The organism is Pseudomonas sp. AK106, assembly GCF_053903055.1.
Genome location: NZ_CP096426.1, coordinates 5190419 through 5209151 on the forward strand (window position 1 = coordinate 5190419; position 18733 = coordinate 5209151).

General features: G+C 62.3%; 19 protein-coding genes and 1 pseudogene. 18 read left to right on the forward strand and 2 right to left on the reverse strand.

Annotated elements, in window-relative coordinates; translation table 11 throughout:
- The first annotated feature begins 78 nt into the window (after nucleotides 1-78).
- Nucleotides 79-2298 (forward strand): primosomal protein N', encoded by a 2220-nt coding sequence (locus M1E04_RS22710; RefSeq protein ID WP_296310013.1) that lies wholly within the window; start codon nucleotides 79-81, stop codon nucleotides 2296-2298.
- On the opposite strand, the gene M1E04_RS22715 is transcribed toward M1E04_RS22710, so the two are convergent.
- Complete coding sequence (locus tag M1E04_RS22715) at nucleotides 2292-2420, reverse strand: hypothetical protein (RefSeq protein WP_274605108.1); 129 nt, start codon at nucleotides 2418-2420, stop codon at nucleotides 2292-2294. The genes M1E04_RS22710 and M1E04_RS22715 overlap by 7 nt on opposite strands.
- On the opposite strand from M1E04_RS22715, the gene argS reads away from it, so the two are divergent.
- The 5 genes from argS (at nucleotide 2419) to M1E04_RS22740 (ending at nucleotide 7588) form a co-directional block, all read left to right on the forward strand.
- On the forward strand, nucleotides 2419-4164 hold the full coding sequence (gene argS, locus M1E04_RS22720) for an arginine--tRNA ligase (protein WP_296310018.1): 1746 nt from the start codon (nucleotides 2419-2421) through the stop codon (nucleotides 4162-4164). The genes M1E04_RS22715 and argS overlap by 2 nt on opposite strands.
- Nucleotide 4165: 1 nt before the next feature.
- Complete coding sequence (locus tag M1E04_RS22725; protein ID WP_065986637.1) at nucleotides 4166-4855, forward strand: SPOR domain-containing protein; 690 nt, start codon at nucleotides 4166-4168, stop codon at nucleotides 4853-4855.
- A gap of 276 nt (nucleotides 4856-5131) precedes the next feature.
- Nucleotides 5132-5662, forward strand: coding sequence for an ATP-dependent protease subunit HslV (hslV, locus tag M1E04_RS22730; protein WP_065986638.1), 531 nt, complete (start codon nucleotides 5132-5134; stop codon nucleotides 5660-5662).
- A gap of 69 nt (nucleotides 5663-5731) precedes the next feature.
- Entirely contained in the window at nucleotides 5732-7069 is a 1338-nt protein-coding gene (gene hslU, locus M1E04_RS22735) for an HslU--HslV peptidase ATPase subunit (protein WP_065986640.1), read from the forward strand.
- Between the two features lie 141 nt (nucleotides 7070-7210).
- The gene (locus tag M1E04_RS22740; protein ID WP_192130901.1) at nucleotides 7211-7588 is read left to right on the forward strand and encodes a gamma-butyrobetaine hydroxylase-like domain-containing protein; all 378 of its coding nucleotides are present in this window, start codon (nucleotides 7211-7213) and stop codon (nucleotides 7586-7588) included.
- 15 nt (nucleotides 7589-7603) lie between these two features.
- On the opposite strand, the gene M1E04_RS22745 is transcribed toward M1E04_RS22740, so the two are convergent.
- On the reverse strand, nucleotides 7604-7882 hold the full coding sequence (locus tag M1E04_RS22745) for a polyhydroxyalkanoic acid system family protein (RefSeq protein ID WP_065986644.1): 279 nt from the start codon (nucleotides 7880-7882) through the stop codon (nucleotides 7604-7606).
- A 141-nt stretch (nucleotides 7883-8023) separates the two neighbouring features.
- On the opposite strand from M1E04_RS22745, the gene ubiE reads away from it, so the two are divergent.
- The 12 genes and pseudogenes from ubiE (at nucleotide 8024) to M1E04_RS22805 (ending at nucleotide 18548) form a co-directional block, all read left to right on the forward strand.
- The gene (gene ubiE, locus M1E04_RS22750; protein ID WP_065986646.1) at nucleotides 8024-8794 is read left to right on the forward strand and encodes a bifunctional demethylmenaquinone methyltransferase/2-methoxy-6-polyprenyl-1,4-benzoquinol methylase UbiE; all 771 of its coding nucleotides are present in this window, start codon (nucleotides 8024-8026) and stop codon (nucleotides 8792-8794) included.
- Nucleotides 8794-9417 (forward strand): ubiquinone biosynthesis accessory factor UbiJ, encoded by a 624-nt coding sequence (locus M1E04_RS22755; protein ID WP_456292084.1) that lies wholly within the window; start codon nucleotides 8794-8796, stop codon nucleotides 9415-9417. The genes ubiE and M1E04_RS22755 overlap by 1 nt, the downstream gene beginning before the upstream one ends.
- A complete protein-coding gene (ubiB, locus tag M1E04_RS22760; protein WP_192130899.1) occupies nucleotides 9414-11033 on the forward strand; it encodes a ubiquinone biosynthesis regulatory protein kinase UbiB in 1620 nt (539 codons plus the stop codon). The genes M1E04_RS22755 and ubiB overlap by 4 nt, the downstream gene beginning before the upstream one ends.
- Before the next feature lie 56 nt (nucleotides 11034-11089).
- Nucleotides 11090-11482, forward strand: coding sequence for a phosphoribosyl-AMP cyclohydrolase (gene hisI, locus M1E04_RS22765; protein WP_456292085.1), 393 nt, complete (start codon nucleotides 11090-11092; stop codon nucleotides 11480-11482).
- Nucleotides 11483-11484: 2 nt separating this feature from the next.
- Nucleotides 11485-11817 (forward strand): phosphoribosyl-ATP diphosphatase, encoded by a 333-nt coding sequence (locus M1E04_RS22770; RefSeq protein ID WP_065986654.1) that lies wholly within the window; start codon nucleotides 11485-11487, stop codon nucleotides 11815-11817.
- 42 nt (nucleotides 11818-11859) lie between these two features.
- On the forward strand, nucleotides 11860-12144 hold the full coding sequence (locus M1E04_RS22775; protein ID WP_065986662.1) for a twin-arginine translocase TatA/TatE family subunit: 285 nt from the start codon (nucleotides 11860-11862) through the stop codon (nucleotides 12142-12144).
- A 10-nt stretch (nucleotides 12145-12154) separates the two neighbouring features.
- Nucleotides 12155-12724, forward strand: coding sequence for a Sec-independent protein translocase protein TatB (tatB, locus tag M1E04_RS22780; protein WP_410928139.1), 570 nt, complete (start codon nucleotides 12155-12157; stop codon nucleotides 12722-12724).
- Entirely contained in the window at nucleotides 12721-13515 is a 795-nt protein-coding gene (tatC, locus tag M1E04_RS22785) for a twin-arginine translocase subunit TatC (protein ID WP_065986665.1), read from the forward strand. Before tatB ends, tatC begins: the two co-directional genes overlap by 4 nt.
- The gene (locus tag M1E04_RS22790; protein ID WP_456292086.1) at nucleotides 13512-14219 is read left to right on the forward strand and encodes a 16S rRNA (uracil(1498)-N(3))-methyltransferase; all 708 of its coding nucleotides are present in this window, start codon (nucleotides 13512-13514) and stop codon (nucleotides 14217-14219) included. The genes tatC and M1E04_RS22790 overlap by 4 nt, the downstream gene beginning before the upstream one ends.
- Nucleotides 14220-14658: 439 nt before the next feature.
- Nucleotides 14659-15519, forward strand: a pseudogene (locus M1E04_RS22795) (methyl-accepting chemotaxis protein); the annotation flags it as partial.
- A 198-nt stretch (nucleotides 15520-15717) separates the two neighbouring features.
- Entirely contained in the window at nucleotides 15718-16422 is a 705-nt protein-coding gene (locus tag M1E04_RS22800; RefSeq protein ID WP_455914053.1) for a methyl-accepting chemotaxis protein, read from the forward strand.
- 182 nt (nucleotides 16423-16604) lie between these two features.
- Nucleotides 16605-18548 carry a methyl-accepting chemotaxis protein gene (locus M1E04_RS22805; RefSeq protein ID WP_456292087.1) on the forward strand — a complete coding sequence of 648 codons (1944 nt, stop codon included), beginning with the start codon at nucleotides 16605-16607 and terminating at the stop codon, nucleotides 18546-18548.
- The last annotated feature ends 185 nt before the right edge of the window (nucleotides 18549-18733 follow it).

Here is an 18733-nt window from a genome sequence, read left to right on the forward strand (position 1 = left end):
TCACGCAAGGGAACGTTCACGCCGGTCGTCTGCTAAGATCGCGCCCTTCGTCATACTCCGTAACAGGATATCCCCCGCGTGCCCGACGCCATCTTGCGCCTCGCCCTGCCCTCGCCGCTGCGTCGCCTGTTCGACTACCTTGCCCCCGCAGGTGTGGCGCGCAGTACCTTGCAGCCAGGGATGCGCCTGCGCGTGCCGTTCGGCCGTCGGGAAATGATCGGCGTGCTGGTGGAAGTCGTCGATCACAGCGACGTGCCGGCCGACAAGCTCAAGCCGGCCATTGCCGTGCTGGATGCCGAAGCGCCGCTGCCGCCTGCATTATTCAAGCTGTGCCTGTGGACGGCCCAGTATTACCAGCACAGCCTGGGCGACACGTTCAGCTGGGCGTTGCCGGTGTTGCTGCGCCAGGGGGAACCTGCGGAAGCGCGGCAGGAGCGGTTCTGGCACGCAGCCCCGGACGCCAGTGTCGATGACCCGCGCATCGCCCGGGCGCCGAAACAAAAGGAAGCGCTGCGCACCCTGGCCCAGCATCCCCACGGCGTGGCTCATCAGTTGCTGAGCAAGCTGATGCTCAACCGGGACAGCCTGAACTTGCTGCTCGCCAAAGGACTGGTAACCGTCGAGGTGCGCGGTCATGGCCCGGTCGAGCGGCACGAGCACTGGCTGGCGCAGCCGGAACTGCCGCTCAACACCGAGCAACGGGCGGCCTATGAGGCCATCCGTTCGGGTTTCGGCAGTTTCCACGCTTCACTGCTGGCGGGGGTCACCGGCAGTGGCAAGACCGAGGTTTATCTGCAGCTCATCCGCGAGACGCTGGAAGCGGGCAAGCAGGCGCTGGTGCTGATTCCGGAGATCAACCTCGGCCCGCAGACCCTCGCGCGCTTCGAGCAGCGTTTCAACGCGCGCATCGCGCTGCTGCATTCGGCGGTCAACGATCGCGATCGGCTGGACGCCTGGCTGGCAGCACGCGATGGCGAAGCCGACATCATCATCGGCACCCGTTCGGCGCTGTTCACCCCCATGAAAAACCCAGGGCTGATCATCATCGACGAGGAGCACGACGGCTCCTATAAACAGCAGGAAGGCCTGCGCTATCACGCCCGGGACCTGGCGCTGGTGAGGGCGCATCAGGAGGACATCCCGATCGTGCTCGGCTCGGCGACGCCTTCGCTCGAAAGCCTGCACAACGCCCACACCGGTCGGTACGCGCTCCTGCGCCTGAATCAGCGCGCAGGCGGTGCGCAGCAACCTCGCTTCCTGCGGCTGGATGTGAAAAGTCGTCCCCTCGACAGCGGCATCTCGGGCCCCATGCAGCAAGCCATCGCCCAAACCCTGGCGGCGGGCCAGCAAGTGCTGGTGTTCCTCAATCGCCGCGGGTTTGCCCCTACTCTGCTGTGTCACGACTGTGGCTGGTTGTCGGAATGCCCCCGCTGCGACGCGCGCATGACCGTTCACCAGCGCTCGGGCGAGCTGCGGTGTCACCACTGCGGCCATGTCGAGCGCGTCCCACGCAATTGCCCGGCATGCGGCAAGGTTGATCTGCGCCCGGTGGGTGCAGGGACCGAACGTGCCGAGGAGCGGCTGGCGATTCTGTTCCCCGACTACCCGGTGTTGCGCGTCGATCGCGACAGCACTTCGCGCAAGGACGCAATGAATCAGCTGTTTGCGACCATCCAGAAAGGCCAGCCGTGCATTCTGGTGGGCACCCAGATGCTCGCCAAAGGGCATCACTTCCCGCGTGTGACGCTGGTGTCGATTCTCGACGCCGATGGCGGGCTGTTCTCCGGTGACTTCCGCGCCAGCGAGCGCATGGCGCAATTGATTGTGCAGGTCGCAGGCAGGGCGGGGCGCGCCGAAGAGCCGGGCAAGGTGATCATCCAGACCCACCTGGCCGACCATCCTTTATTGATTCAACTCACCGAGCAGGGTTATTTCGCCTTTGCCGAGCAGGCGCTGAGCGAACGTCGCGCCGCCGGGCTGCCGCCGTTTTCACACCTGGCGCTGTTGCGCGCAGAAGCGCACAAGCCGGGTCAGGCCGAAGGGTTTCTTGACGAAGCCTGCACCGAAGCCGAGCGGTTATTGAAGGACATGGCGCTGGGCGGCATCGAGCTGCTGGGTCCGGTTCCGGCACCGATGGAACGACGCGCCGGACGCTATCGCGCTCAGTTGCTGGTCCAGGCCAACGCCCGCGCGCCACTGCACAAGCTGCTCGCGACCTGGCTGCTGACGCTGGAAAACATGCCGAGCGGGCGCCAGGTCAGATGGTCGCTGGACGTGGACCCGGTGGACCTTTATTGATTCGCATCGATTGACCGCGCATCCAGCGCGGTTGGCAAGGCGGCTCCGGCCACGGATAATGCCCAGTTTTTCCACCCGCGCATCCAGGCGCGGCCGCGCTTGCGGTCGAAAGAGAGCACCATGAAAGACACCATCCGCCAGCTGATTCAACAGGCTCTGAGCCAACTCGTCACCGATGGCGTCTTGCCGGAAGGGCTGACGCCGGCGATTCAGGTGGAGAACGCCAAGGACAAGAAAAACGGCGACTTCGCCAGCAATATCGCCATGATGCTGGCCAAGCCTGCCGGCTTGAAACCTCGCGATCTGGCCGAGAAAATCGTCGCCGCGCTGCCCGCCGACGAGCAGATCACCCAGGTCGACATCGCCGGCCCCGGCTTCCTCAATTTTTTCCAGAACACCCAGGCCCTGGCTTCGCGCCTCGACGAAGCGCTGGCCGACGCGACCCTGTCCGTGCGCAAGAACGGCCCTGCTCAACGCGTTGTGGTCGACCTGTCCGCGCCGAACCTGGCCAAAGAGATGCACGTCGGCCACTTGCGCTCGACCATCATTGGCGACGGCGTGGCCAGCGTTCTTGAGTTCCTTGGCGACACCGTGATCCGTCAGAACCACGTGGGCGACTGGGGCACCCAGTTCGGCATGCTGCTGGCCTATTTGCAGGAAACCCCGGCGACCAGCGACGAGCTGGCTGACCTCGAAAACTTCTACCGCGCCGCCAAGGGCCGTTTTGACGAGTCGGAAGAATTCGCCGAGCGCGCTCGTGGGCTGGTGGTCAAGCTGCAAGCAGGCGACGCCGAGTGCCTGAGCCTGTGGACGCGCTTCAAAGACATCTCCCTGTCTCACTGCCAGGAAGTGTACGAACGTCTGAACGTCAAACTCACGCCGAAGGACGTCATGGGCGAAAGCGCCTACAACGACGACCTCGCCAATGTCGTCGCTGACCTGAAGAAAGCCGGCCTGCTGGTCGAAAGCAACGGCGCGCAATGTGTGTTTCTTGAAGAATTCAAAACCGCTGAAGGCACGCCGCTGCCGGTGATCGTGCAAAAGGCCGGTGGCGGTTATCTGTATGCCACCACCGACCTCGCCGCCATTCGCTACCGCAGCAACGTGCTGAAAGCCGATCGCGCGCTGTATTTCGTCGATCAGCGTCAGGCCCTGCACTTCCAGCAGGTCTTCGAAGTGGCGCGCCGCGCAGGCTTCGTCACCAACGGCATGCAGATGGAGCACATGGGCTTCGGCACCATGAATGGCGCCGATGGCCGTCCGTTCAAGACCCGCGACGGCGGCACGGTCAAGCTGGTCGACCTGCTCGACGAAGCCGAAGAGCGCGCCTACACGCTGGTGAAAGAGAAAAACCCGGACGTGGCCGAAGACGAGTTGCGCTCGATCGCCAAGGCTGTGGGCATCAGCGCGGTGAAATACGCCGACCTGTCCAAGCATCGCGCCAGCGACTACAGCTTCAACTTCGACCAGATGCTCAGCTTCGAAGGCAACACCGCGCCTTACCTGCTGTACGCCTACACCCGTGTGGCCGGCGTATTCCGCAAGCTGGAAGAAAAGGGCGAAACCTTCGACGCGAGCCAGGGCCAAATCATCCTGGACGCACCTCAGGAGCAAGACCTGGCCGCGCGTCTGGCGCAGTTCGGCGAGACCGTCAACACCGTCGCCGACAAGGGCACGCCCCATGTGCTCTGCGCCTATGTGTACGACCTCGCCGGCCTGTTCTCCAGTTTCTACGAGAACTGCCCGATCCTGGCGGCAGAAAGCCCTGAACAACAGCAAAGCCGTCTGCGCCTCGCCGCCCTGACCGGTCGCACCCTCAAGCAAGGCCTGCAGTTGCTGGGTCTGGACACTCTGGAGCGTATGTAAGTTGGCCGTTAAAAAGAAACCTGCTCCCAAGCGCGGCGCCAGCCGGTATCAGGCACCCGCAAAGACGCCGATTCCGGGTTGGGTGTGGATGGCGATCGGCCTGACCGTCGGCGCTTTCGTTGTTTTTCTGATGAAGCTCGAACCCGGCAGTGGCGACGATATCAAGCGCGTCAAGGCTGAAGCCAAGGCCGCGAAGATCGCCGAAGCGAACAAGACGCCGCCCAGCCCGACCGCGCCCGTGAAGCCGAAGTACGACTTCTACACGCTGTTGCCTGAGTCGGAAGTCATCGTGCCGAATGAAGCGGTGCCAGAGAAGACGCCACCGGTCGTTGCGCCAAGCACGCCGGTCACGCCTGAAGTGGCCGCGAAGATCGATACGGCTCGTGCCCAGGCGGCACTCAGCGGTCTGACGCCACCGCCAGCGCCTCCGGTGGCCAAGCCGGCGGCCGTGACGACGTTCTTCCTGCAAGCGGGCTCGTTCCGCAAACAGGCCGACGCCGAAAAAGTGCGCGCGCAGATTATTCTGCTGGGGCAAACCTCGACCGTGGAGTCGGGCACGGTGAAGGATGAAACCTGGTACCGCGTGCTGGTCGGCCCGTTCAGCAACCGCGAACAGCTGACCATCGCGCAGAAGCAACTGGCGGGCGGCGGCTTCAGCAACCTGCTCCTGCAACAGCGCCAGGCTCGCTAGGGCACTGTCGCCCACCGCAGGACCAACGATCGGTCCCGCTCCACGCGGGCACGATCAGTTGTAGGAGTGAGCTTGCTCGCGATGACATTGGCACATCCAACATAATGGGTGCCTGATTCACCGCAATCGCGAGCAAGCTCACTCCTACACAAACTTGAAGCAACCTGACGCACCGCCATTCATCCCTCAACCCACTCAACGGTTGAAATACCCGCCCCCACCCCCATATGAGTTTCCATCAGGGCATTTTCGCCCCGCAGCGTGGAGACTCTCCCCTTGACCACCATCGTTTCAGTGCGCCGCCAAGGCAAAGTCGTCATGGCCGGTGACGGCCAGGTTTCCCTGGGCAATACCGTCATGAAAGGCAACGCCAAGAAAGTCCGGCGCCTTTACCACGGCCAGGTCATCGCCGGTTTCGCAGGCGCCACCGCCGACGCCTTCACCCTGTTCGAGCGCTTCGAAGCCCAACTGGAAAAGCACCAGGGTCACCTCATTCGCGCCGCCGTGGAGCTGGCGAAAGAATGGCGTACCGACCGTTCCCTGAGTCGCCTTGAAGCCATGCTGGCCGTTGCCAACAAAGACGCCTCGCTGATCATTACCGGTAACGGCGACGTGGTTGAGCCCGAAGATGGCCTGATCGCCATGGGTTCCGGCGGTGCCTTTGCCCAGGCCGCGGCCCGCGCGCTGCTGCTGAAGACCGAACTCTCTGCCCGTGAAATCGCCGAAACCGCCTTGCACATTGCCGGCGACATCTGCGTCTTCACTAACCACAACATCACCATTGAGGAGCAGGACCTCGCCGAGTAAGCCTGAGGTAATGGCCGCCGTTCATCGCGGCCTGCCCGACTTGCACTCTGCCGAGGACCGTTGAAAACCATGTCCATGACTCCCCGTGAAATCGTCCACGAACTCAATCGCCATATCATCGGCCAGGACGATGCCAAGCGCGCCGTCGCCATCGCCCTGCGTAACCGCTGGCGCCGGATGCAGCTGCCTGAAGAGCTGCGCGTCGAAGTCACCCCCAAGAACATTCTGATGATCGGCCCGACCGGCGTCGGTAAAACCGAGATCGCCCGTCGTCTGGCCAAGCTCGCCAACGCGCCTTTCATCAAAGTCGAAGCGACCAAGTTCACCGAAGTCGGCTACGTGGGTCGCGATGTCGAGTCGATCATCCGTGATCTGGCTGACGCGGCGATGAAGCTGCTGCGTGAACAGGAGATCACCAAGGTCCGCCACCGCGCTGAAGACGCCGCCGAAGAGCGCATTCTCGACGCCCTGCTGCCACCGGCGCGCGCGGGCTTCAACGAAGACGCGACATCGGGCAGTGATTCCAACACCCGTCAGTTGTTTCGCAAGCGCCTGCGCGAAGGTCAGCTGGACGACAAGGAAATCGAGATCGAGGTCGCGGAAATGGGCGGCGTCGATATTTCCGCGCCGCCGGGCATGGAAGAGATGACCAACCAGCTGCAGAGCCTGTTTGCCAACATGGGCAAGGGCAAGAAGAAAAGCCGCAAGCTGAAAGTCAAAGACGCGATGAAGATGGTTCGCGATGAAGAAGCGGGCCGTCTGGTCAACGACGAAGAGCTGAAAGTGCAAGCGCTGGAAGCGGTCGAGCAGCACGGCATTGTGTTCATCGACGAGATCGACAAAGTGGCCAAACGCGGCAATGTCGGCGGCGCCGATGTTTCACGCGAAGGCGTTCAGCGCGACCTGCTGCCGCTGATCGAAGGCTGCACCGTCAACACCAAGCTGGGCATGGTCAAGACCGATCACATCCTGTTCATCGCGTCCGGCGCGTTCCACCTGAGCAAGCCGAGCGATCTGGTGCCTGAACTGCAGGGTCGTCTGCCGATTCGCGTCGAGCTCAAAGCGCTGAGCCCGCAGGATTTCGAACGCATCCTGACCGAACCCCACGCCTCGCTGACCGAGCAATACCGCGAGCTGTTGAAGACCGAAGGCCTGAACATTGCGTTCCTGCCGGATGGCATCAAGCGTCTGGCCGAGATCGCCTGGCAGGTCAACGAGAAGACCGAGAACATCGGTGCGCGTCGCTTGCATACGCTGCTTGAGCGGTTGCTGGAAGAGGTTTCCTTCAGTGCCGGTGATCTGGCGGGTGCGCAGGATGGCGGGACGATTCAGATCGACGCTGAGTACGTGAACAGCCACTTGGGTGAGCTGGCGGAAGACGAAGATCTGTCGCGTTATATCCTTTAAAGCAGCTGCAAGCGGTTAGCTTCAAGCGGCAAGCAGATTTCACTGGCTGCACGAATCTGCTTCGCTTGGAGCTTGGAGCTTGTAGCTTGTAGCTTGTAGCTTGTAGCTTGTAGCTTGTAGCTTGTAGCTGAGATTACCTCTATGACCCGCATGCCCACCGCTGTCCAGCTGCACAAAGCATCGAAAGTCCTCAGCCTGAAATATGGGCCGGACGAGGAATACCGCCTGCCGGCGGAATTTCTGCGTGTGCACTCGCCTTCGGCGGAGGTGCAGGGCCATGGCAACCCGATTTTGCAGTTCGGCAAGCTGGGCGTCGGGCTTACCAAAGTGGAACCCGCTGGCCAGTACGCGCTGAAGCTGACCTTTGACGACGGTCATGACAGCGGTTTGTTTACTTGGGAATACCTGGAGCAACTGGCGCAACGCCAGGCGCAACTGTGGGAGGAGTACCTGGCCGAGCTCAAGGCCGCCGGCAAATCCCGCGACCCTTCCGAGCAAGTCATCAAGCTGATGCTCTAGCCGTCGCTCCAGACGTCAGGCGGTCAGCACCTTGTCCAGCTGCCGTTCAACTTCCGACTGAATCGAACCGCTCATGGCGGAGAGGAAGAAGTTGAGATCGATGTTCACCCGCACCCATTCATCTTCGACCGCGACAGTGCCCTTGGCGCCCTTGCCTTCCAGGGCCACGGTGTCGCCTGTCCACTCGTGCTCGATGCCGTACTTGTCGGACAGTTTCTGCAGCATGATCTCAGCCTTCTCGCGGGCCTTTTCCTTTCCCAGCGTGTGCTGGCGTTCCACGGTAATTCTGGCCACTGACGGGCTCCTGCTTCGGCTTAAATCGTCGACGCACTATACCAGCGGCCCGAAGCGAAGAAACTGTTGGCCGTGCGCCTTGTCAAGACAAAGCCAGCCCCGACGATTAGAATGGCGCCACTTTATTCCGGTGACAGCGATATGAATGATCCGCGCAAAGGCAGCGATGCCGAACCCATCACCCACTTCGGTTACAAAAACGTACCGGAAAGCCAGAAGGCCGAGAAAGTCGCCGAGGTATTTCACTCCGTCGCGGCCAAATATGACCTGATGAACGACGTACTGTCCGGCGGCATGCATCGCCTCTGGAAGCGCTTCACCATCGAACTGTCCGGCGTTCGCAGCGGCAACCGCGTGCTCGACATCGCAGGCGGCACCGGTGATCTGGCGAAGAAGTTCTCCCATCTTGTCGGCCCGACCGGTGAGGTCGTACTGGCTGACATCAACGCATCGATGCTCAAGGTCGGTCGTGACCGCCTGCTGGATCGCGGGGTGGCCGGCAACATCAAGTTCGTCCAGGCCGACGCTGAAAAGCTGCCGTTCCCTGACAACCACTTCGACTGCGTGACCATCGCTTTCGGCCTGCGCAACGTGACGCACAAGGAAGACGCCATCCGCTCCATGCTGCGCGTGCTCAAGCCGGGTGGTCGTTTGCTGGTACTGGAATTCTCCAAGCCCACCAGCAAAGTCATGTCCAAGATCTACGACGCCTACTCGTTCGCTTTCATGCCGCTGGCCGGCAAGCTGATCACCAACGATTCTGAAAGCTACCGCTATCTGGCAGAGTCGATCCGCATGCACCCTGATCAGGAAACCCTGAAGTCAATGATGGTCCAGGCCGGTTTCGACCGAGTGACCTACCACAACATGACCTCCGGCATCGTCGCGCTCCACCGGGGCATCAAACCCTGATGCTGATCAACGGCTTGCTCGCCAGTGCCGAACACGGCATCAACCGCGTGCTGCGCATGGACAGCACCGCCTTGCCGCGCCTTGACCGCCTAAGCGGCAAGGTCATCGCGATCGAGTGCACCAGCCCGACGTTTCATCTGCACGTGCTGCCCGGCGACGACGGCTTGATGCTGGCGGCGAACTGGGAAGGCGGTGCTGATGTGACCCTACGCGCGCCCGCTGCGAACCTGATGCGCCTGGCGATGAGCAAAGACAAAAATGCCGTGCTGCACAGCCCGGAAGTCGAGCTGGAGGGCGAAAGCGCCGTGCTGCTTGAGCTGGTGGGCGTGCTGCAGGACCTGGACCTCGATTGGGAGTACGAGCTGCAACGCTGGCTCGGCCCTGTCGCGGCGCCCCTGATCGGCGGGCACCTGCGCAACAGCGCGCGCTGGACCCGCGACAGCGCGGCCAGCCTCAGCCACAACCTGGCCGAATACCTGGCCGAAGAATCCCGCACGCTGGTCGGCAAACGCGAGGCCGAAGCCCGCTTCGCCGAACTGGATCAGACCAAACAAGACCTGGAACGCCTCGAAGCCCGCTTCGAGCGTCTGGCCCACTCCCTCACATCCAGCGATAACGCATGAGCCTGCTTGCCGTCCGCCGCCTGTTTCGCATCCAGCGTGTCGTAATCCGTTACCGCCTCGATGACCTGTTGTTCGCCCTGCCCTTGCCGTGGTGGCTGCTGGCTGTGCGCTTCGTGCTGCCATGGCGCTGGTTGCCGCGGCGCAAGAACGAACTGAGCCGTGGTGCCCGTCTGCGACTGGCGTTGCAGGACCTGGGGCCGATTTTCATCAAGTTCGGGCAGTTGCTGTCCACCCGCCGGGATCTGCTGCCCGAAGACGTCGCCGACGAGCTGATGATGCTGCAGGACCGCGTGCCGCCGTTCGACTCCGCCAAAGCCGTGGCGCTGATCGAGTCGCAGCTGGGCGCGAAGATCAGCGAAGTGTTCAGCCGTTTCGATGTGGCCCCGCTCGCCTCTGCTTCTGTCGCTCAAGTCCACGCCGCGCGCCTGAAGACTGGCGAGGAAGTGGTGGTAAAGGTCGTACGGCCAGGCTTGAAGCCGATCATCGGTTCCGATCTTGCGTGGCTGTTCATACTGGCAAAGATTGCCGAGCGGGTCTCCGCAGACGCCCGCCTGCTGCACCCGGTGGACGTGGTCGCCGATTACGAAAAAACCATCTACGACGAGCTCGACCTGCTGCGCGAGGCGGCCAACTCCAGCCAGCTGCGCCGCAACTTCGAGGGCTCGCCCATGCTCTACGTGCCGCAGGTCTACTGGGACTGGTGCCGGCCGAAGGTGTTGGTCATGGAGCGCATTTACGGCGTGCAAGTGACCGATCTGGCGACCCTCGCCGATCAGCGCACCGACATGAAGAAGCTGGCGGAGCGCGGCGTCGAGCTGTTCTTCACCCAGGTTTTTCGTGACAGCTTTTTCCACGCCGACATGCACCCCGGCAATATTTTCGTCAGCACGGTCACGCCGTGGGATCCCCAGTACATCGCCATCGACTGCGGAATTGTGGGCAGTCTGACCCCTGAGGATCAGGACTACCTGGCGCGCAACCTGTTTGCCTTCTTCAAGCGCGACTACCGCCGTGTGGCTCAGCTGCACATTGACTCGGGCTGGGTGCCGGCCGAGACCAAGCTGAATGAATTCGAAGCGGCCATCCGTACGGTGTGCGAACCGATATTCGAGAAGCCCCTGAAAGACATTTCCTTTGGCCAGGTACTGATGCGCCTGTTCCAGACCGCTCGCCGCTTCAACATGGAAGTGCAGCCGCAACTGGTGCTGCTGCAAAAGACGCTCCTCAATATCGAAGGCCTCGGCCGTCAGCTGTACCCGGAGCTGGATCTCTGGGCGACTGCGCAGCCGTTCCTCGAACGCTGGATGCGCGAGCGCGTCAGCCCGAAAACCCTGCTGGGCAACCTGCAGTCCCAGGTTGAACAGATTCCGCATCTGGCCAACATGACCCGGGATTTGCTCGAGCGCCTGTCGCAGCCCCATCGCCACGATCCGCCCCCGCCCTACCGGCGCGATGGCGATCATTGGGCCCTTCGGCTGCTCGGCGCGGGCCTGCTGGCCGGCGGCGTGCTGCTGGCAATCACCCATACCCAGACCGGCGCAGCGCTGAACACCCTGAGTGCCTGGCCTGCCTTGCTGATGCTGGCGGCAGGCGTCTATCTGGTCGTTCGCCGATAGCCATCGGCGCAAGCCGCTGGCACACTAACCCTCCCCTGGAACGGCCGGAGCCGATGATGAAAGACTGGCTGGACGAGATTAAGTGGGACAAGGACGGCCTGGTGCCCGCCATCGCACAGGACCACAAGACCGGTCGCGTGCTGATGATGGCGTGGATGAGCCGTGAAGCCTTGAGCCTGACTGCCAGCGAACAGCGCGCTATCTATTGGTCACGTTCGCGTGGCAAGTTGTGGCGAAAGGGCGAAGAATCGGGCCACGTGCAGAAGCTTCATGAGCTGCGTCTGGACTGCGATGCCGACGTCATTATCCTGATGGTCGAGCAAATCGGCGGCATCGCTTGCCATACCGGCCGCGAGAGCTGCTTCTACCGCGTCTACGATGATGCCGGCTGGAAGACCGTGGACCCGGTACTCAAAGACCCGGAAGCCATTTACCAAGCAGGACACTGAACATGACTGATACCTTGTCACGCCTTGCCGAGGTGCTCGAATCACGCAAGGGCGCGGCTGCCGACTCGTCATACGTCGCCAGCCTGTATCACAAGGGACTGAACAAGATTCTGGAGAAGGTCGGCGAAGAGTCGGTCGAAACCATAATCGCTGCCAAGGACGCTGCCATCAGCGGTGACTGCAGTGATGTCGTCTACGAAACCGCCGACTTGTGGTTCCACAGCATGGTGATGCTTGCCCAGTTGGGCCAACACCCGCAAGCCGTGCTCGATGAGCTGGACCGCCGTTTCGGCCTGTCCGGCCACGCCGAGAAAGCATCTCGCTCGGCGGAATAAACACAGGGGCTGCGGCCCGAAATTTCTTGTGAGGAACGCGTTATGGGCATTTTTGACTGGAAACACTGGATCGTCATTCTTGTGGTTGTCGTGCTGGTCTTCGGCACCAAGAAACTCAAGAACCTGGGGACTGACGTGGGTGAGTCGATCAAGGGCTTTCGCAAGGCCATGAATGACGACGACAAACATCCGGAAGAGCCAACCGTGCAGCCGCCGGTTCAGCCACAGCCCACCGCGCAGCCTGTCCCTCCGACTCAGCCGCTGCACCAGCCGCACACCATCGACGCTCAGGCGCAACGAGTCGAAGACCCCCTCCGCAAAGACTAGGTCGTGACGCATGTTTGGTATCAGCTTTTCTGAACTGCTGCTGGTCGGCCTCGTTGCCCTGCTGGTCCTGGGGCCCGAGCGTCTGCCGGGCGCAGCACGGACGGCCGGGCTCTGGATCGGCCGCCTGAAACGCAGCTTCAATGCGATCAAACAGGAAGTTGAGCGCGAAATCGGCGCTGACGAGATTCGGCGTCAGCTGCACAACGAGCATATCCTTTCGCTGGAAGAGGAAGCTCGCAAGATCATGCAGCCACAGCAACCGCCTGCAGCGCCTGTAGCCCCCGCGACACCGGCACCGGCTGAACCCGCTGCCGAGACGCCGATTCCACCGGCTCCGGCCTCTACAGCGCCGGTCATGGGTGCGGCCTCACCGGCCCAGAGCGCCGACATTGGCCCGGCCGCTCCGGCGGAAAGCGCGTCGGTTACGCCGCCGCCCGTTCATGTCGAGCCTGCTGCGCCTGCACCTTCGCCTGTCGGGCCGGATTCTGCACCCGCACCTGCGCCGGTCATCACCCATGCGACCGCGGTGCAAAGTGCGCCTTCTGCCAACGATTCGTCACTGCCACCACGAGCCCCATGAGCGAAATCCCGGAAAACGACCAGCAAATGCCGCTGGTCTCGCACCTGACAGAACTGCGCTCTCGCCTGCTGCGCTGCGTGCTGGCGATCTTCGTGATCTTCGGCGCGCTGTTCTACTTCACCCAGAAGATCTACACCTTCGTTTCAGCCCCGCTGCGCAAGTTTCTGCCTGACGGCGCCACGATGATCGCGACCGATGTGGCCTCGCCGTTCATCACGCCGTTCAAGCTGACGATGATGGTGGCGCTGTTTCTGGCGATGCCGGTGATTCTGTATCAGATCTGGGGCTTCATTGCGCCAGGTTTGTACAAGCACGAAAAGCGCGTGGCAGTGCCGCTGCTGATCTCCAGCATCATCCTGTTCTACGCCGGGATGGCGTTTGCCTACTTCCTGGTCTTCCCGCTGATCTTCCACTTCTTCGCCAGCGTCACGCCGGAAGGCGTGTCGATGATGACGGACATCGCCAGTTACCTGGACTTCGTGATGACGCTGTTCCTGGCATTCGGGGTCGCGTTCGAGATTCCGGTGGCGGTTGTACTGCTGGTGTGGATCGGCATCGTCGACGTCAAATACCTGAAGAAGATTCGCCCGTACGTGGTGATTGGCTGCTTCGTGGTCGGCATGATCCTCACCCCGCCGGACATCTTTTCCCAGACCCTTCTGGCTGTGCCGATGTGGCTGCTGTTTGAAATCGGCGTGCTGTGCAGTTCAATGATCACCAAGCGCGGCGATCATGAAGACGACGAAAAAGCCGAAGACGAACAGAGCCAACCGCCAGCGACCCAGCCGTGAACCTGCTGTTGCTTGAGGACGCCGACTTCATCGCGGCGGATCGGGTCGTGCTGCGTGATCGGCGCCTCAAGCACATGCAGGAAGTGCATCGCAGCGAAGTCGGCGACAGCCTGCGGGTCGGTCGAGTGAACGGCTTGCTGGGCAGTGCACAATTGCTGCGTCTGGAAGCTCGGGAAGCCGAGCTTTCGGTGAGCTTCGAGCACGCGCCGCCCGCCAAACTCCCCTTGACGCTGATCCTCGCCCTGCCGCGCCCAAAAATGCTGCGTCGGGTGTTTCAGACCGTGGCGACGATGGGTGTCCCCCGAGTCATCCTGGTCAACAGTTACCGCGTCGAAAAAAGCTTCTGGCAGACGCCCTTTCTGGAGCCGGCTGCCATTCGCGAGCAGTTGATTCTCGGGCTGGAGCAGGCCCGGGACAGCGTGCTGCCTGAGATCGTCATCGAGAAGCGCTTCAAGCCGTTCGTTGAGGACCGCCTTCCCGCTGTGGTTGAAGGGACGCTGGGATTGGTCGGCCATCCGGGTGATTTCCCCGCCTGCCCACGCGCGGTCGAGCAGCCCGTCACCCTGGCCATCGGCCCCGAAGGCGGCTGGATTCCATACGAAGTTGATTTGCTGCAGGCCTCGGGGCTGAATCCAGTCCAGTTGGGTGCGCGGATCCTGCGCGTTGAAACCGCCGTGACCGCGCTACTCGCCCGATTGTTCTAGAACATGGCGACACCGATTCCCCCACAGACATAGAACCTGTGGGAGCGAGCTCGCTCGCGAAGGCTCACTTTCAGTCACCCGAGAACGTTGCTGACTGTCCCGGCCTCGTCCTGAGCACGCTCAGTCCCACACACGGCCCATGTCTGCTGCTCCGCCGCGCGGTGTCAGAACGGCGGGCGATGTCCTTGCCCCCCCCCCGAGCTACCTCCCGTCCTCATCAAGCACTTCAGTTTGCCGCGCGACAGCCGATGCACAAGCGTCCATAAAAAAATTCGCAGGAATTATCATGTCTCGCTGGTTTACCCAACGCCTTGGAAATATGAGCGTCCGTCTCAAACTGGGTGTCGGTTTCGGCCTTGTGCTGTTGCTGACGCTACTTATCACGGCGACGGGCTGGTCCAGCGTGAAGGCGGTGATCGAGCGTGGCGACAAGCTGGGGATGATCTCGCAGATCAGTGAGCGGACGATGGATCTGCGCACGGCAGGCATGGTGTATGAAGCTCAATACACCGCTGAAGCCGCGACGGCGGTCATGACCGCGCTGGACAAGCTCGACGCTGACCTGAAAACCGGCCAGAGCATGGTCAAAGGCATCGGCGATCTCAAACTGATGGACGCTCAGGCTCAGGCCGCCAGCGAATACCGCCGTGCCTTTGGCGACATGACCAAAGCGATCCAGACCCGCGAAGCCAGCCGAACCAACTTGGGCGCGTCCGCCGACGCCGCTGTCGATACCGTCAACAAGATCGAACAGGCGTTGCTGCAGCACGACAACATCCTGCAATTCAACAGCGCGGTGGATGTCAGCAAACAGATCCAGCAGGCCCGCTTCCAGGTGCGCGGTTACACCTTCAGTGGCAAACCGGATTTCGAAAAGAACGCCACCGCCGCCATCGACGAAGCCATCGTCGGGGTCAACACGCTGGCCGGCGACGTTTCCTCCCAGTACATCCCGCAGCTGCAAAAGGCCAACCTGGCGCTCAAAGGCTATCGCGACGCTGTCGGCCAATACCGTGAAGCGCAACTGGTCAGCGTTCAGGCCCTCGCCAAGATGACCGAGCTGGGGCAACAGCTGCTGGACGCCAGCGAACAACTGAACATTTCGCAAAACGCCAAACGCGAGGCAGACACCCGCCAGGCCCAATCGACCCTTGGCATTGCCACGATAGTGGCCCTGATCCTCGGTGTTTTCGCCGCCTGGGTCATCACCCGCCAAATCACGGTGCCGCTGGGGCAGACGCTTGTTGCAGTCGAGCGCGTGGCGTCCGGTGATCTGACCCACAACTTGAGCGTCGACCGGCGCGACGAGCTTGGCCAGTTGCAGGGCAGCATCCAGCGCATGACGGTGGAGCTGCGCCAATTGATCGGCGGCATCGGCGAAGGCGTGACCCAGATCGCCAGCGCTGCCGAAGAGCTGTCGGCGGTCACTGAGCAGACCAGTGCCGGGGTCAACAGCCAGAAGGTCGAGACCGATCAGGTAGCGACGGCGATGCACGAGATGACCGCCACGGTGCAGGAAGTGGCGCGTAACGCCGAAGAAGCGTCCGAGGCCGCCGTAGCCGCTGACCTCCAGGCGCGTGAGGGCGACAAGGTCGTCAACGAGGCCATCGCGCAGATCGAGCTTCTCGCCACCGAAGTCGGTCACTCCACCGAGGCCATGGCTGAACTCAAGCGCGAGAGCGACAAGATCGGCAGCGTCCTCGACGTGATCAAGTCCGTTGCGCAACAAACCAACCTCCTTGCCCTGAACGCGGCCATTGAGGCCGCGCGGGCGGGTGAGGCCGGTCGCGGATTCGCTGTGGTCGCAGACGAAGTGCGCAGCCTCGCGCAACGCACGCAAAAGTCCACGGAAGAGATCGAAGAGCTGATTTCCGGCTTGCAGAACGGCACCCGACAAGTCGCGACAATCATGGACAACAGCCGCGAACTGACGGTCAGCAGCGTCGAACTGACCCGCCGCGCCGGCACCTCACTGGAAAACATCACCCGGACCGTGTCTGCGATTCAATCCATGAACCAGCAGATCGCCGCCGCGGCCGAGGAGCAAAGCGCTACGGCCGAAGAGATCAACCGCAGCGTGCTCAACGTGCGCGACGTGTCGGAACAGACCTCCGCCGCCAGCGAGGAAACCGCCGCGTCGAGCGTCGAGCTGGCGCGACTGGGCAGCCATCTGCAAGGGCTGGTGAGTCGCTTCCGGATCTGATCCGCTTGCCCGGTTCGCACCCGCATCAGCCACCGGCCTGCCGGCAAAGCCTCCAATAGGGGCGGAATCTGTGACACGCGTCACCCCTTCCCGCCCCTCGGAAATCTCCTACGACCTGATCAGGTCACGCCTCCGCCTCCCCTGCCGATGCGCGTTTATCGCCCATTCGCAGGAGACGCATCATGTTGCAACGCATCAACCGGGCGCTGGCCAACACCAGCGTCAAACTCAAACTCTCGCTGGGCTTTGGCCTGGTTCTGCTTCTGACCCTGGCCATTACCCTGACCGGGTGGCATGGGCTCGACACGATGATCGAGCGCTCGGAGTCACTGACCTCCATCGCTCAGCTCAACGCGATGACCAAGGACCTGCGCGCCGAGCGCATCGTCTTTCGGGTCGAAAACACTGCTGACAGCGCCTCGCGCGTCGTTGCCCGCATCAATGAAATCGAAGCGCATCTGGTGGTGCTGCGCGACGATGCGCCTCCCGCCGACATCCTCAAGCTGCTCAACAGCCAAAGCGACACGGTCAGGGCGCTCGAAGCCACCTTTGCCAATCTGACCACGCTGTTGAGTGCGCGAGCCGACTCGCGTGCGCAGCTGGCGGTTCTCTCGGACGAGGCGATCAAGTCCATCGGCCAAGTGGAAAGCGAGGTCTTGAAAGCCGTCAGCCAAGAGCAGGACAGCAGCGAGCGCCTCGGTGAGTTCACCAACATTCAGCAATTGCGCGAGCAAGTGCAGAACGCCCGTTACGAAGTTCAGGCGTACGTGTTCAGCGGTAAAGAGTCCTATGAAATTGCCGCCATTACCGCCATCGACGAAGCGCTGAAGGAGGTCGAGCAGATCGCCAGCGATCAAGCCGATGGCAACGTCAGTGAATTGCTCACGGCGCGTAAGACGCTGCTCAAGTACCGCGAGCACATGAGCCAGTTCAAAGACCTGCAGGTCAAGGTTGAAGCGGCCCAGGAGTCCATGGAGGCGCTGAGCGAGAGCCTGCTCACCTCGACCGGCGAGATCACTGCGCTGCAAGGCCAGCGGCGTGATGCCGAAGCCACTCAGTCGCGGCAGACGCTCAGTGGCGTGGCCGGGCTGGCGATGCTCCTTGGCCTGCTCGCGGCGTGGCTGATCACCCAGCAGATCATCGCGCCGCTACGGCTGACCTTGAGTGCGGCGGCGCGCATCGCCAACGGTGATCTCAGTCAGGACCTGGAGCTCGGCCGCCGCGACGAGATGGGCATGCTTCAGCGCAGCATGCAGGAGATGACCCTGAGCCTGCGCAAGCTCATCAGTGGCATCAGCGACGGCGTGACCCAGATCGCCAGCGCGGCCGAGCAACTGTCCGCTGTCACGGCGCAGACCAGCGTGGGCGTCAACAGCCAGAAAGACGAAACGGACTGCGTTGCGACGGCGATGAACCAGATGACCTCGACCGTGATGGAAGTGGCCCGCAATGCCGAAGAAGCCAGCGAGGCGGCGCGGCACGCTGATCAGCAGGCGCGGGACGGCGACAAGGTGGTCAACGACGCCATCGCGCAGATCGAGCGCCTGGCGCTGGAGGTGAATAATTCCACCGAAGCCATGGGCAAGCTGAAGCTGGAGAGCGACAAGATCGGCGGTGTGCTCGACGTCATCAAGTCAGTGTCGCAGCAGACCAATCTGCTGGCTTTGAACGCCGCGATCGAAGCCGCCCGGGCAGGCGAAGCGGGACGCGGTTTTGCGGTCGTTGCCGATGAGGTTCGCGGACTGGCCCAGCGCACCCAGGAATCCACCGAGGAAATCGAAGTGCTTATCGCGGCGCTGCAAAGCGGCACCCAGCAAGTGGTGATGACCCTCGATGCCAGCCGAACCCTGACCGACAGCAGCGTGGAGTTGAGTCGCCAGGCCGGCAGCGCGCTGGGACACATCACACGGACGGTGTCGACGATTCAGACGATGAACCAGCAGATTGCCGCGGCGGGCGAGGAACAGTGCAGCGTGGCGGAGCAGATCAACCGCAGTGTGCTGAACGTTCGGGATGTGTCCGAGCAAACCGCAGCGTCCAGCGAGGAGACGGCCGCGTCGAGCATCGAACTGGCGCGGCTGGGCGTGCAGTTGCAGGACATGGTCGGGAAGTTTCGGGTGAGCTAAGGCGAAACCGGCTGCGACGTCGAGTTGTAGGACCGGCTTTAGCCGGGAAGGCGTGTGCATTCACACCGCAGAATTAATAGCACGCGCGCTGGCCTCTTCCCGGCTAAAGCCGGTCCTACTACACAAGGGCCCGGCCCAAACAAAAACGCCGCCGAAGATCACTCTTCGGCGGCGTTTTGTTCAGC

What these genes read in the sequence shown, in the direction of transcription:
- M1E04_RS22775 (WP_065986662.1), top strand. Translation starts at nt 11,860, where the DNA reads ATGGGCATTTTTGACTGGAAACACTGGATCGTCATTCTTGTGGTTGTC.
- M1E04_RS22715 (WP_274605108.1), bottom strand. Translation starts at nt 2,420, where the DNA reads ATGGTGCTCTCTTTCGACCGCAAGCGCGGCCGCGCCTGGATGCGCGGG.
- M1E04_RS22770 (WP_065986654.1), top strand. Translation starts at nt 11,485, where the DNA reads ATGACTGATACCTTGTCACGCCTTGCCGAGGTGCTCGAATCACGCAAG.
- ubiE (WP_065986646.1), top strand. Translation starts at nt 8,024, where the DNA reads ATGAATGATCCGCGCAAAGGCAGCGATGCCGAACCCATCACCCACTTC.
- M1E04_RS22755 (WP_456292084.1), top strand. Translation starts at nt 8,794, where the DNA reads ATGCTGATCAACGGCTTGCTCGCCAGTGCCGAACACGGCATCAACCGC.
- M1E04_RS22805 (WP_456292087.1), top strand. Translation starts at nt 16,605, where the DNA reads ATGTTGCAACGCATCAACCGGGCGCTGGCCAACACCAGCGTCAAACTC.
- M1E04_RS22800 (WP_455914053.1), top strand. Translation starts at nt 15,718, where the DNA reads ATGACCGCCACGGTGCAGGAAGTGGCGCGTAACGCCGAAGAAGCGTCC.
- hslU (WP_065986640.1), top strand. Translation starts at nt 5,732, where the DNA reads ATGTCCATGACTCCCCGTGAAATCGTCCACGAACTCAATCGCCATATC.
- ubiB (WP_192130899.1), top strand. Translation starts at nt 9,414, where the DNA reads ATGAGCCTGCTTGCCGTCCGCCGCCTGTTTCGCATCCAGCGTGTCGTA.
- M1E04_RS22740 (WP_192130901.1), top strand. Translation starts at nt 7,211, where the DNA reads ATGACCCGCATGCCCACCGCTGTCCAGCTGCACAAAGCATCGAAAGTC.
- tatC (WP_065986665.1), top strand. Translation starts at nt 12,721, where the DNA reads ATGAGCGAAATCCCGGAAAACGACCAGCAAATGCCGCTGGTCTCGCAC.
- tatB (WP_410928139.1), top strand. Translation starts at nt 12,155, where the DNA reads ATGTTTGGTATCAGCTTTTCTGAACTGCTGCTGGTCGGCCTCGTTGCC.
- argS (WP_296310018.1), top strand. Translation starts at nt 2,419, where the DNA reads ATGAAAGACACCATCCGCCAGCTGATTCAACAGGCTCTGAGCCAACTC.
- hisI (WP_456292085.1), top strand. Translation starts at nt 11,090, where the DNA reads ATGAAAGACTGGCTGGACGAGATTAAGTGGGACAAGGACGGCCTGGTG.